Genomic DNA, 13,012 nt, shown 5'->3' with positions numbered 1-13,012 from the left:
ACTAGAATGCTGATTTTTAACGGCAGAGGGATGGAGTCTCATCTTGGCAACCAGAGCGGAGCAGAAACTGAAAACCCGGCGGGCACTGATGGATGCGGCGCTCTCGCAACTGAGTGCCGACCGGGGCTTTGGCAGCCTGAGTTTAAGGGAAGTTGCCCGGGAAGCGGGAATCGCCCCCACGTCTTTCTACCGGCACTTTGCGGAGCTTGATGAGCTGGGGCTGGCTCTGGTGGACGAAGGCGGCGTGGCGCTGAGGCAACTGATGCGTCAGGCCCGCAAGCGGATTGCCCGGGACGGTGGCAGCGCCATTTCCACTTCTGTGGAAACCTTCATGGAGTACCTGGGCAACAACGCGAATCTGTTCCGACTGATGCTGCGGGAAAGAACCGGGGTATCCAAGCCGTTCCGGACAGCGGTAAAGGCCGAGATTGATCATTTTGTCACCGAGCTGGCAGATGATCTTCGGCGGATCGCCGATGAACAGAACAGACCGCTTTCCGAAGCAAGACTGGTGGCCGAATCAATGGTGACGCTGGTCTTCAATCAGGGGGCCGAAGCGCTTGATGCAACGCCGGCAGAACGTGAAGAACTCAAGGCCAAGCTGAAAACCGAGCTCCGGATGATTCTGGTGGGCTCGCAGACTCTGGCAAAGCGCCAGTAGCCTGCACTGGGATTAAACGCCCGCTTTCAGTTCCGCCAGCACTGGCGCCAGTCGTTGCCGAACCTGCTCCAATTCCTCATCGGAATACGGTACCGGCGCCCGCTTGCCCCATATCGGGCCCGGCCAGGCCGGATCGCCCTCGAACCGCACGATGTGATGAAGATGAAGCTGGGGCACCATGTTGCCAAGGGCGGCGACATTCATCTTGTCGCCGCCGAAAACGTCCATCATGGCTTCACTGAGGGCCGAGGACTCGCGGACCAGCTGGTGCTGCTGATCCGCCGACAACTGGTAAATCTCCCGGATCCCGGCAACCGCCGGCACCAGGAGCACCCAAGGCCAGGTACTGTCGTTCATCAGTCGGATTTCACACAGCGAGGTGCTTCCAAGGCCCATCGTGTCGGCCTCCAGTCGCTCATGTAACCGGAAAACCACCGGCTCACTCATGATTCCCTCCCCATTATCTGCATTTACTCCGAGTGGAACCGCGTACGGCCACGGCCAATGGCGTAGTAAATGAGGCCGTAGCGCTCGAGCATTTCCGGCTCGTAGAGGTTGCGGCCGTCAAAGACCACTTGCTCGCGAATGGTCGCTGCAATGGATTCAAAGTCCGGCGAACGAAACTCCTTCCACTCGGTACAGATCGCCAGCACATCTGCACCCTTGAGAGCCTGCTCTTTGGTACCACACAGGGTCAGGCCATCCTGATCACCATAAATACGCTGGGTTTCTTCCATGGCCTCCGGGTCAAAAGCCTGCACCTTGGCACCGGCTTTCCAGAGATCTTCCATCAGAGTGCGGGAAGAGGCTTCGCGCATATCATCTGTATTTGGCTTGAATGCCAGTCCCCAGAGCGCGACGACCTTGCCATTCAGATCGCCGCCAAAGTAATGGCTGATCTTGTCGAACAGCACGTGTTTCTGGGCATAGTTCACCGATTCAACTGCGTTCAGCAAGCGTGCTTCATAGCCGCAGTCGCTGGCGGTTCGGGCCAATGCCTGGACATCCTTCGGGAAACAGGAACCGCCGTAACCACAACCCGGATAGATGAAGTGATAGCCAATCCGCGGGTCGGAACCAATGCCCCGGCGCACGGCTTCAATATCGGCTCCCAGCCGCTCTGCCAGGTTCGCAATCTCGTTCATGAAGCTGATTTTGGTGGCCAGCATGGAGTTGGCCGCATACTTGGTAAGTTCCGCCGACCGCAGATCCATAAAGATCATCCGGTCATGGTTGCGATTAAACGGGTAGTAAACCTCCCGCAGCAGTTCCGCCGCCCGCTCGCTGTCGGTACCGACAACAATACGATCAGGCTTCATAAAATCGTTGATGGCCGCGCCTTCCTTGAGAAACTCCGGGTTGGACACCACATCAAAATCGAGCTCCAGACCACGACGGTCCAGCTGGGCGCGAACCGCAGCCCGGACCTTGTCGCCGGTACCCACCGGTACCGTGGACTTGTCGACCACCACCTTGTAGTCCTCCATGTGTTCACCAATGGAACGGGCTACGGCAGTAACATACTGGAGGTCGGCAGAACCGTCTTCGTCCGGGGGCGTGCCCACTGCGATAAACTGGAGTGTTCCGTGACGGACGGCCTCTTCGGTATCTGTTGTGAAGGAGAGGCGGCCCGCCTCAACGGTGTGCTTAACGATATTTTCGAGCCCCGGCTCATAGATGGGAATCTGGCCATTCTTGAGCTTTTCAATCTTGCCCTGGTCAACATCCATACACAGTACATTGTGGCCAACATCCGCCAGGCATGCGCCGGTGACCAGGCCTACATAGCCTGTTCCAAAAATCGTTATTTTCATCCTTTAAATCCCGATACAAATACAGAAAAGTTATTGGGCGTTGTCGGCTTTTTTCTTCTGCCAGATCGCTTCCCACGCCAGAGCCGTGCTCACAATCGTTTCCAGATTGTCGTAATCAGGCTGCCAGCCCAGGGTCTGGCGAATACGCGTGTTGTCCGCCATCAGCGCCGCCGGGTCGCCGGCGCGGCGGCCCGTTTCGGTGACCGGAAAATCAACGCCGGATTGCGCCTTGACCACATCAATCACTTCCCGGACCGTAAAGCCGCGACCATAACCGCAGTTCATTACCTTCGAATGACCACCGCCTGCCATGTAGTCCAGCGCCATTACATGAGCCTTGGCGAGATCTTCCACATGGATGTAGTCACGAATGCAGGTACCATCCCGGGTATCGTAATCGGTGCCGAAGACACTCATCCCCTCACGCTGGCCGGTCACGCATTCGCACGCCACCTTGATCAGATGCGTAGCTTCGGGCGTAGCCTGGCCCAGCAGCCCTTCCGGATTGGCCCCTGCCACATTGAAGTAACGGAGAATCACATAGTTGAGGCTTGAGGCCGCAGACAGATCCATGATCATCCGCTCGCTCATCATCTTGGACGCGCCGTAGGGATTGATCGGAGCCAGCGGCAAATCCTCGGTGAGCACCGTCTGCTCGGGCATACCATAAACGGCGGCGGTGGAGGAAAACACCATGTAAGGCACTTGGTGCTTTTCGACCGCTTTCAGCAGGTTCAGGGTATTGCGGGTGTTGTTGCTGTAGTACTTCAGGGGATTGGCGACGGATTCCGGCACCACAATGTTGGCCGCAAAATGCAGAACGGCTTCAAACCGGTGACGGGAGAACAGATCCTCGACCGCCCCCTCATCAGCCAGATCGCCGACCACCAGTTCGCCGGCGGTCACCGCCCAGCGGTAGCCTGTAGAGAGGTTATCGAACACCACGATATCGTGACCAGCCTGGCCAAGCTGACGAACAACATGACTGCCAATATACCCGGCTCCGCCGGTAACGAGGACTTTCATAGGCGAGAACTACTCCTTCCCTGAATTCTGTTTACGCAAACGCCGGATCTCTGCCCGGCGCCGGCTGAAAAACTCACTGATCACCTGGCTGCACTGGCCTGAGAGAACACCGCCAACCGCCGTCACATCCCAGTTAAGGTGGGGCTCCTCAAGCGTTCGGCGTGCAGATTCTATTGCCCCGGCCTTGGGCTCACTGGCACCGTAGACAAGCCGACTGATGCGGCCATGAACGATAGCGCCCACGCACATGGTACAGGGCTCCAGAGTAACGTAAAGCGTGGCATCGGGCAGCCGATAATTGCCCACCCGGGCGGCGGCATCGCGCAAAGCCCGGATTTCCGCATGGGCCGTGGGATCGCAACCGGAAATCGGCGCGTTAAAACCAGCGCCGACTTCTTTACCGTCCAGAACCACAACAGCACCAACAGGCACTTCGCCTTTGGCTGCGGCTTCACCAGCCAGCTGCAGCGCTCGAGTCATCCAGTATTTGTCTTCCGCTGTCACCTCAGACATCGGACCCGATCACCCGCTGATTATTCCCACTCAATCGTTGCCGGTGGCTTGGACGAAACATCGTAGGTCACCCGGGAAACGCCGGTGATCTCGTTGATGATCCGGTTGGACACGGTTTCAAGCAGATCATAGGGAAGATGCGCCCAGCGGGCGGTCATGAAATCGATGGTTTCTACCGCCCGGAGGGCCACTACGTATTCGTAGCGGCGGGCATCTCCTACCACGCCTACCGACTTGACCGGCAGAAACACCGCAAAGGCCTGGCTGGTCTTGTGGTAGAAATCCGCGCGATGAAGTTCTTCCAGGAATATGGCATCGGCCTTGCGCAGGATATCGGCGTATTCCTTTTTCACTTCGCCAAGAATACGCACGCCGAGGCCCGGCCCCGGGAACGGGTGGCGGTAAACCATGTCGTACGGAAGGCCGAGCTCAAGTCCGATCCGGCGGACCTCATCTTTGAACAGCTCCCGCAGCGGTTCAACCAGCTTCATTTTCATGGTTTCCGGCAAGCCACCTACGTTGTGGTGGGACTTGATCACATGGGCCTTGCCGGTTTTGGAGGCGGCAGACTCGATGACGTCGGGATAGATCGTGCCCTGGGCCAGCCAGTTCACGTCCTTGATGTTGGCCGCCTCGTCATCAAACACGTCGATAAAGGTATTGCCAATAATCTTGCGCTTCTGCTCGGGATCACTCACGCCCTTGAGTTTCGACAGGAACAGGTCTTCGGCATCAACCCGAATCACTTTCACGCCCATGTTGCTGGCGAACATATCCATCACCTGGTCGCCTTCGTGAAGACGCAGGAGGCCATTGTCTACGAACACACAGGTCAGTTGGTCACCGATCGCGCGGTGAAGCAGCGCAGCCGTTACCGAGGAATCAACACCGCCGGACAGGCCAAGCAGTACCTTGTCAGTGCCGACCTGTTCACGAATCTGCTGAACCGCGTCATCCACAATTTTGGCCGGTGTCCAGAGAGCCTCGCATTTACAGATGGTCAGAATGAAATGCTCAAGAATCCGCTTACCCTGAAGGGTGTGGGTAACCTCGGGGTGGAACTGAACACCGTACAAATTCCGGCTGAGATCCTGCATTGCGGAAATCGGAGCACTCTCGGTGGAGGCCAGCAGCTCGAAGCCTTCCGGCATCGCCACCACCTTGTCACCGTGACTCATCCACACGTCCAGAAGAGACTCTCCAGCCGGCGTCAGGTGATCGGTGATATCCGCCAGCAGTGGCCCTTTGGCGCGAACCTTCACCTGAGCATAGCCAAACTCTCGCTTCTCGGAACTGGCAACGCGGCCGCCAAGCTGCTCTGCCATGGTTTGCATGCCGTAACAGATACCGAGAATCGGAATGCCGCGGTCAAACAACCCTTCCGGCGCCCGGGGACCGCCCAGCTGAGTTACTGACTCCGGACCACCTGCAAGAATAATCCCCTTGGGATTGAAGTCATTGAGCTCGTCATCGGTGATATCGAACGCCTTGATTTCACAGTAAACGCCGATCTCCCTTACACGGCGGGCAATCAGCTGGGTGTACTGGGAACCGAAATCGAGAATCAGGATGCGGTGGTCGTGAATGTTCTGGGCCATGGAGTCCTCGGAGCTGAATAAACAACGCGGCCCTCTGGGGGCCGCGTCTGGTAGGGCAATGGTTAACCGATACGGTAGTTGGGCGATTCTTTTGTGATGGTCACATCGTGCACGTGGCTCTCACGCATGCCGGCGTTGGTGATGCGCACGAATTCCGGCTTGGTCCGCATTTCTTCCATGGTCGCACTACCGGTGTAGCCCATAGCCGCACGCAGACCGCCAACCAGTTGATGAACGATGTTACGCATTGGGCCTTTGCAGGCAACGCGGCCCTCGATGCCTTCCGGCACAAGCTTCTCGATGCCTTTACTGGCATCCTGGAAATAGCGATCGCTGGAGCCCTGCCCCATGGCGCCAATGGAGCCCATGCCCCTATACGCCTTGTAACTGCGCCCCTGGAACAACTCTACCTCGCCAGGTGCCTCATCGGTGCCTGCCAACAGACTGCCGATCATGACACTGTGGGCGCCAGCGGCGATGGCCTTGGCAATATCTCCGGAGAACCGGATACCACCGTCTGCAATCACCGGGACCCCAAGCTCCTTGAGGGCTGCTGCCACGTTGGAAACCGCCGAGATCTGCGGTACGCCGATACCAGCCACAATGCGAGTGGTACAGATGGAACCGGGACCAATACCCACTTTCACGGCATCCGCGCCGGCTTCTGCCAGGGCAAGCGCCGCGTGTGAGGTCGCAATGTTACCGCCAATCACCTGGACATCCGGGAAGTTCTTCTTGATCCAGCGAACACGCTCGATAACGCCACGGGAATGGCCGTGGGCCGTATCCACAACGATCACGTCAACGCCGGCCTCGGCCAGTGCAGTGATCCGCGCCTCGGTGTCACCGCCGGTGCTGACCGCTGCACCAACCCGCAGACGCCCCTGGTCATCCTTGCACGCCAGCGGATAATCCTTGGCTTTCTGGATATCTTTCACGGTGATCAGGCCGCGCAGTTCAAAGTTGTCATTAACCACCAGTACCTTTTCGATCCGGTGACGATGCAGTAACTCTTTGACTTCCTCGAGGCAGGCACCTTCCTTGACCGTCACCAGCTTGTCCTTCGGCGTCATGATGTCCCGAACCAGCGTATCCATGCGGCTTTCAAACCGGATATCACGGCCGGTCACGATACCGATCAGGTCGTGGCCATCTACGACCGGCAGGCCGGAAATGCTGTTTGCCATGGTGATATCGACCAACTCACGAACGGTGGTCTCTGGCGATACGGTAATCGGATCCTTGACAACACCACTCTCGAACTTCTTGACCTTGCGGACGGCAGCCGCCTGTTGCTCAACGGTCATGTTCTTGTGCATGATGCCGATACCGCCTTCCTGGGCCATGGCGATGGCCAATTCTGCCTCGGTAACGGTATCCATGGCGGATGACAGAAGAGGGATATTGAGGGTGATACCCTTGGTCAGCTGGGTTTGCAGGCTAACCTCGTGAGGCAGCACTTCTGAATATCCGGGAACCAGCAGAACGTCATCAAATGTGAGGGCTTCTTCGGCAATTCGCAGCATTGGGATCCGCCTTTTGATCGTGCTAAGTTGGGAATTTCCGTGCCGTACCCGCGGCGGTACGACAAAGCAAAATCCTTAATCGATCTATTATAATGGGGCTCTCGGGGACAGTAAACCGGGGCGTTTTTAAGGTTCGATTGCATCTTTTTGAAATTTCGCTATTTTTACCCTTCCTTTTTTCGGCTATTGCGTATGTATAACGACGGATCAGGACCGGCGGCGCCGCATCTTCAGGACAGCCGGCCCCGGGCGCTCAGTGTCAGCGAGCTCAACCACCAGGCCAGACATCTGCTGGAGTCCAGCTTAATGCAGGTGTGGGTGGAAGGCGAACTCTCCGGATTCTCACGCCCCTCCTCCGGCCATTGGTACTTTTCCCTGAAAGACCGCAAATGCCAGGTTCGCTGCGCCATGTTCCGGGGAATGAACCAGCGTATTCGGACATTGCCCAAAGAGGGTGATCAGGTTCGGATACGCGGCAAGGTGACCCTCTACGAGAACCGGGGCGACTTCCAGATCATCGTTGAGCATATTGAGCCAGCGGGGCTCGGCGCTCTGCAGCAGGCCTTCGAGGAGCTCAAACGCAAGCTGCTGGCCGAGGGCCTGTTTGATCAGGCCAGGAAGAAACCACTGCCGTCCCTGCCCCGGCACATCGGTGTGGTTACCTCGCCCACCGGTGCCGCGATACACGACATACTGACCGTCCTGGCCCGTCGCTGCCCCGCCATTCCCGTGACACTTTACCCCACGGCTGTTCAGGGCAAGGCCGCCACGGCCGATATTGTTGGCGCCATTGAAGCCGCCCAGAGCCACGGGGTTGCCGACGTGCTGATTATCGGTCGCGGCGGTGGCTCCCTGGAAGATCTCTGGTGCTTCAACGAAGAAGCGGTAGCCCGCGCCATTGCCGCTTGCCGGATTCCCACCGTGAGCGCGGTTGGCCACGAAGTGGATGTGACCATTGCGGATTTCGTGGCGGATCTCCGAGCACCGACACCGTCGGCGGCAGCTGAAAAGATTTCACCGGATCAGTCTGACTGGCTCAGACAGCTCCGTGAGCGGCAATTCCGTCTTTCCAATGCCATGAGCCTTGCCCTGAAGCGCCTTGGTACCCAGCTCGGGCACCTGGGTGCACGGTTGCGGGACCCGCGACGGGAACTTCTGGAGAAAGCCCAGCGGATGGATGAACTGGAGCTGCGACTTCAGAAGGCTATCCGACAGCGCCTGACAACGGTGGGCGTGCGCAATGATCACCTACGCCAGAGACTGGTCATGCAGTCACCGCGCCGCCAGCTTTCTGATAGCCGGGAAGCCCTTCGGCGCGTGGGCGAACGACTGACTTCTATCATCCAGCAGGATCTGAGGCACCGCCGGGAAAACCTGGAACACGCGGCGCAGACCATGAACGTGGTCAGCCCCCTGGCAACCCTTGGCAGGGGGTATGCGATCGTCCGCGACAACCAGGGGAACATCATCCGGGAAGCATCTGAAGTCGGCCCGGGCGATACCATTTCCGCCCGGGTTGCCAAGGGTGAAATGAAGGCAAAGGTGACGTCGGTCAAATCTGCAGAGGAAACTGGCCCCTAGAGCGCGCAGACTAAGCCAATGGTCTACTAGTCCATGATTTCAAACGGCCTAAAGTTGTCAGGAAACGTATTAAAACAACAACAGGCACGATGAGGTGGAATGTATGGACTACCACTCGGAGTTCCGGCGGTCGATAGACAAACCGGACGACTTCTGGCGTGAACAGGCGGAAAAAATTGACTGGATTGAACCGCCGAAAACCATCTGGCAGCCAACAGACAATGGCCACGGGGAGTGGTTCCCCGATGGCACCCTGAACACCTGCGATATCGCGCTGGATGCCAACATCCGCGCAGGCCGTGGTGACCAGAAAGCCCTGATCTACGACTCTCCGGTTACCGATACCCAGCGTTCCTACACCTACAACGAACTGACCGACGAGGTTGCACGCTTCGCCGGTGCCCTGAAAGACCGGGGCATCACCAAGGGTGACCGGGTCATCATCTACATGCCAATGATCCCGGAAGCCGTCATTGCGATGCTGGGCTGCGCGCGGATCGGGGCTATTCACTCTGTGGTTTTTGGCGGCTTTGCTGCCCACGAACTGGCCGTGCGCATTGATGACGCCAAACCCAAGGCCGTGATTACCGCCTCCTGCGGCATTGAAGTCGCCCGCGTGATCGAATACAAGCCGCTGGTCAACAAGGCCATCGATCAGGCCAGCCATAAACCGGAAACCTGCATTGTTTACCAGCGTCCCCAGGTGAAGGCCGACCTTCAGGCTGGCCGGGACCACGACTGGAACGAGTTGATGAAAACGGCTGAACCCGCCAACCCGGTGCCCGTCAAGTCAACGGATCCGCTCTACATCCTTTACACCTCCGGTACCACCGGAAAACCCAAGGGTGTGGTGCGTGATAATGGCGGTCACGCGGTTGCCCTAAACTACAGCATGAAGCTGGTCTACGATGCCAAACCCGGCGATGTTTACTGGGCCGCCTCCGACGTTGGCTGGGTCGTTGGCCACAGCTACATCGTTTACGCCCCACTGTTTGCCGGCTGCACCACAATCCTGTACGAGGGCAAGCCGGTGAAAACGCCAGATGCCGGCGCATTCTGGCGTGTGGTACAGGACCATAAGGTCAACATGCTGTTTACCGCTCCGACCGCATTCCGGGCCGTCCGCAAGGAAGATCCGGAAGCGGATCAGTTGTCACGCTATGACATCAGCTCACTGAAACGCCTGTTCCTGGCCGGCGAGCGCCTGGATCCAGCCACCTATGAATGGCTGAAGGAACATACCGGCCTGCCGGTTCTTGACCACTGGTGGCAGACCGAGACGGGCTGGGCCATCTGCTGCAACCCGGTGGGTATCGAATTGATGGCCACCAAACCGGGATCTGCGACCGTGCCCTCCCCCGGCTATAACGTTCAGGTGGTGGACATGAAAGGCAGCCAGATGCCCGCCGGCGAGCAAGGCCAGATTGCCGTGAAACTGCCCCTGCCGCCAGGCTGCATGATGACGGTCTGGGGCAACGACGAGCGCTTCCGCAAAACCTATCTGGAACCGATATCGGGATTCTACAGTTCCGGTGACGGCGGATTTATTGACGATGACGGCTATGTGTTTGTCATGGGCCGCACCGATGACGTGATCAATGTGGCCGGCCACCGTCTTTCCACCGGCGAGATGGAAGAAGTGGTGGCTTCACACCCCGCCGTTGCCGAGTGCTGCGTGGTAGGTGCTCACGATGACATGAAAGGGCAAATTCCCATCGGACTGGTTCTCATCAAGGATGGCGCAACCATCGACCATGACGAACTGGAAGACGAACTGGTGGAGATGGTTCGCGACAAGATCGGTGCCATCGCCTGTTTCCGTCGCGCCCTGGTAGTGGACCGACTTCCCAAGACCCGTTCCGGGAAGATCCTGAGACGGGTTATCCGTCAGATCGCTGATGGCGAGGAATACTCGGTGCCCAGCACCATTGATGATCCGGCCATTCTGGAAGAAATCAGCGAGCAATTCCGCCACTGACGGAAGCGCCCTGAACCCTGCCCGCCCCCGGTTAACGGGGAGCGGGCATTTTTTATTCAATCAAATCCCAAGCCGTTGTTTTTGCCGACAATAAAACCTGCATGAAAGGTGCAAAAATTTCGTTGACGCCCCCCAAAGTCGGTCTATACTGAAATTGCTGTGAAAATACAGCGGTATTTGGTGAATGCGTTTCAACGTCCTGCCGAAGTGCTCTTCGTTGCCCCTTCCTCAGTACTCTCTGGATTTCTCAGCAACGATTCCATGTGGAATTTTGAAGGTCCCGTGAGGGCAAATTACAGAAAGACAGGAAAGATCAATGTCCGATACTAAAACCGGCCACGTTAAGTGGTTTAACGAGTCCAAAGGCTTTGGCTTCATCGCTCAGGACGGTGGCAGCGACGTGTTTGTTCACTACAGCGCAATCAACGCAAGCGGTTTCCGTACCCTGACCGAAGGTCAGCAGGTACAGTTCACCGTAACACAGGGCCCTAAAGGCCCGCAGGCGGAAAACGTTACCCCGGTCTGAGGGTTTACGTTCCGTCCTTTGCCCCTCACGGGCATCGGAAAACCAACAAGCCGGCACTCGTGCCGGCTTGTGTCGTCAGGGCAGTGCGTTATCAGGCACCGGCTGTTTCAGCCTCCATTTCCTTCCTGGGCATTTCAACACCCACCGCCTGGGCTACCGCCGAAAACAGTGCCTGCAAAGTAGCAGACGTGGTGTCCTCTGCCAGTGCCGCTGCACTGCAATGCATACCGCTTGCGGTCAAGCGGATACAGGCCAGAGCGTTGGCATTAGTGCCCTCACCCAGGGCAAATTCGTCGTAAGCCTCGACAGCGATGGAGATACCAAAGCGCTTCTCCAGCGCCTCCGATACGGCCTCCACAGCGCCCAGCCCATGGCCATCCAGACGAACCGGCGACGCATCGCGACCCACCGACACCTCGGCGTGCACACCCTCTTCGTCACGGTGCAGGTCGTAGGAGCGCAGAGCCCAGTCGGCGTGGACTTTCAGGTAGCGATCCTCGAACAGGCGATGAATGGTCAGTGAGTCAATTTCACCACCGTTGGTTTCCGCTTCTCGCTGCACCACCTTGCTGAACTCGATCTGCAGCCAGCGCGGCAGGCTGATGTTGTAATCCCGCTCCAGTACATAGGCGACACCGCCCTTGCCAGACTGACTGTTGATGCGCACCACTTCCTCATACCGGCGGCCGATATCGAACGGATCGATGGGCAGGTAAGCGACATTCCAGGTCTCCCCTTCCTTGCGGCGCGCCAGGCATTTTCGGATGGCGTCCTGGTGGCTGCCGGAGAAGGCGGTAAAGACCAGCTCGCCGGCGTAGGGATGACGCGGATGGGTGGAAATCTCGGTGCAGGCCTCGACTACCTCTGTGATCTCTGCCATGCCGGACAGATCCAGTGTGGGATCAATGCCCTGGGAATAGAGGTTCATGGCCATGGTCACCAGATCCATGTTGCCGGTGCGCTCACCGTTGCCCATCAGGGTACCCTCGACCCGGTCGGCTCCGGCCATCACCGCCAGTTCGGCGGCGGCCACGGCGCAGCCACGATCGTTGTGGGTGTGCACGCTGATGCTGATGTGCTCGCGGCGCTGGATCTTGTCGCAGATCCATTCAATCTGGTCCGCGAACACATTCGGTGTCGCCATTTCTACGGTGGCAGGCAGGTTGATAATCATCGGCTGCCCCTCTTCCGGGCGCCAGACCTCACTCACGGCATCAATCACTTCCGCAGCGAAATCCAGTTCGGTTCCGGTAAAGCTTTCCGGTGAATACTGGAAGGTCCACTCGGTTTCCGGGTGGCGGGCAGCAATGTCACGAACCAGCTTTGCACCATTGACGGCAATATCCCTGATGCCATCGCGATCCAGTCCAAACACCTGCTCCCGCTGAACCGTGGACGTGGAATTGTAGACATGCACGATTGCTTTCCGGGCGCCGGCCAGTGCTTCGTAAGTACGCTCGATCAGTTCAGGACGGGCCTGGGTCAGCACCTGGATCTTCACACCCTCGGGAATGCGGTTTTCTTCAATCAGCTTGCGACAGAAATCGAAATCCGGCTGGCTGGCAGCAGGAAAGCCAATCTCGATTTCCTTGAAGCCCAGCTTGACCAGCAACTCGAACATCCGCGTTTTCTGGGCAACAGACATGGGCTTCACCAGCGCCTGGTTGCCATCCCGAAGGTCAACGGCACACCAGGTGGGCGCCTTCTCGATGACCTTGTCCGGCCACCGACGGTCGGTTTTGGCAACAGGTTTGAACGCAACGTATTTGCGATGATCGAAAGCCATGCG

11 protein-coding genes are annotated in these 13,012 nt (G+C 58.0%); 4 read left to right on the top strand and 7 right to left on the bottom strand.

Features of this window, described 5'->3' with window-relative positions; genetic code table 11:
* Nucleotides 1-43 precede the first annotated feature (43 nt).
* On the top strand, nt 44-661 hold the full coding sequence (gene fabR, locus A8B84_RS02720) for an HTH-type transcriptional repressor FabR (RefSeq protein WP_064230147.1): 618 nt from the start codon (nt 44-46) through the stop codon (nt 659-661).
* 12 nt (nt 662-673) lie between these two features.
* Here the strand turns inward: fabR and A8B84_RS02715 are convergent, their stop codons facing one another.
* From A8B84_RS02715 to guaB, 6 genes are all read right to left on the bottom strand, one after another.
* Nucleotides 674-1,108: an HIT domain-containing protein gene (locus A8B84_RS02715; RefSeq protein ID WP_064230148.1), complete on the bottom strand. Its 435-nt coding sequence runs from the start codon at nt 1,106-1,108 to the stop codon at nt 674-676.
* A gap of 23 nt (nt 1,109-1,131) precedes the next feature.
* The gene (locus A8B84_RS02710; RefSeq protein ID WP_064230149.1) at nt 1,132-2,475 is read right to left on the bottom strand and encodes a UDP-glucose dehydrogenase family protein; all 1,344 of its coding nucleotides are present in this window, start codon (nt 2,473-2,475) and stop codon (nt 1,132-1,134) included.
* 30 nt (nt 2,476-2,505) lie between these two features.
* Complete coding sequence (gene galE, locus A8B84_RS02705) at nt 2,506-3,501, bottom strand: UDP-glucose 4-epimerase GalE (RefSeq protein ID WP_064230150.1); 996 nt, start codon at nt 3,499-3,501, stop codon at nt 2,506-2,508.
* Between the two features lie 9 nt (nt 3,502-3,510).
* The gene (tadA, locus tag A8B84_RS02700; RefSeq protein ID WP_064230151.1) at nt 3,511-4,014 is read right to left on the bottom strand and encodes a tRNA adenosine(34) deaminase TadA; all 504 of its coding nucleotides are present in this window, start codon (nt 4,012-4,014) and stop codon (nt 3,511-3,513) included.
* A gap of 20 nt (nt 4,015-4,034) precedes the next feature.
* A complete protein-coding gene (guaA, locus tag A8B84_RS02695) occupies nt 4,035-5,612 on the bottom strand; it encodes a glutamine-hydrolyzing GMP synthase (protein ID WP_064230152.1) in 1,578 nt (525 codons plus the stop codon).
* Between the two features lie 62 nt (nt 5,613-5,674).
* On the bottom strand, nt 5,675-7,138 hold the full coding sequence (gene guaB / locus A8B84_RS02690; RefSeq protein ID WP_064230153.1) for an IMP dehydrogenase: 1,464 nt from the start codon (nt 7,136-7,138) through the stop codon (nt 5,675-5,677).
* Nucleotides 7,139-7,330: 192 nt separating this feature from the next.
* Between guaB and xseA the strand changes: the two genes are divergently transcribed.
* The 3 genes from xseA to A8B84_RS02675 all read left to right on the top strand — a co-directional run bounded on the left by xseA (nt 7,331) and on the right by A8B84_RS02675 (nt 11,223).
* Nucleotides 7,331-8,719 (top strand): exodeoxyribonuclease VII large subunit, encoded by a 1,389-nt coding sequence (gene xseA / locus A8B84_RS02685; protein WP_064230154.1) that lies wholly within the window; start codon nt 7,331-7,333, stop codon nt 8,717-8,719.
* 103 nt (nt 8,720-8,822) lie between these two features.
* Nucleotides 8,823-10,697 (top strand): propionyl-CoA synthetase, encoded by a 1,875-nt coding sequence (locus A8B84_RS02680; protein ID WP_064230155.1) that lies wholly within the window; start codon nt 8,823-8,825, stop codon nt 10,695-10,697.
* Between the two features lie 316 nt (nt 10,698-11,013).
* Nucleotides 11,014-11,223, top strand: a complete 210-nt coding sequence (locus A8B84_RS02675) for a cold-shock protein (RefSeq protein ID WP_008169155.1) — start codon at nt 11,014-11,016, stop codon at nt 11,221-11,223.
* Between the two features lie 91 nt (nt 11,224-11,314).
* On the opposite strand, the gene leuA is transcribed toward A8B84_RS02675, so the two are convergent.
* Nucleotides 11,315-13,009: a 2-isopropylmalate synthase gene (gene leuA, locus A8B84_RS02670; protein WP_064230156.1), complete on the bottom strand. Its 1,695-nt coding sequence runs from the start codon at nt 13,007-13,009 to the stop codon at nt 11,315-11,317.
* Between the last annotated feature and the right edge of the window lie 3 nt (nt 13,010-13,012).

The organism is Marinobacter sp. EhC06, assembly GCF_001650915.1.
GTDB lineage: Bacteria > Pseudomonadota > Gammaproteobacteria > Pseudomonadales > Oleiphilaceae > Marinobacter.
The sequence above is the reverse complement of the archived record's forward strand: the minus strand, read 5'-3'. Positions and strand labels throughout refer to the sequence as shown.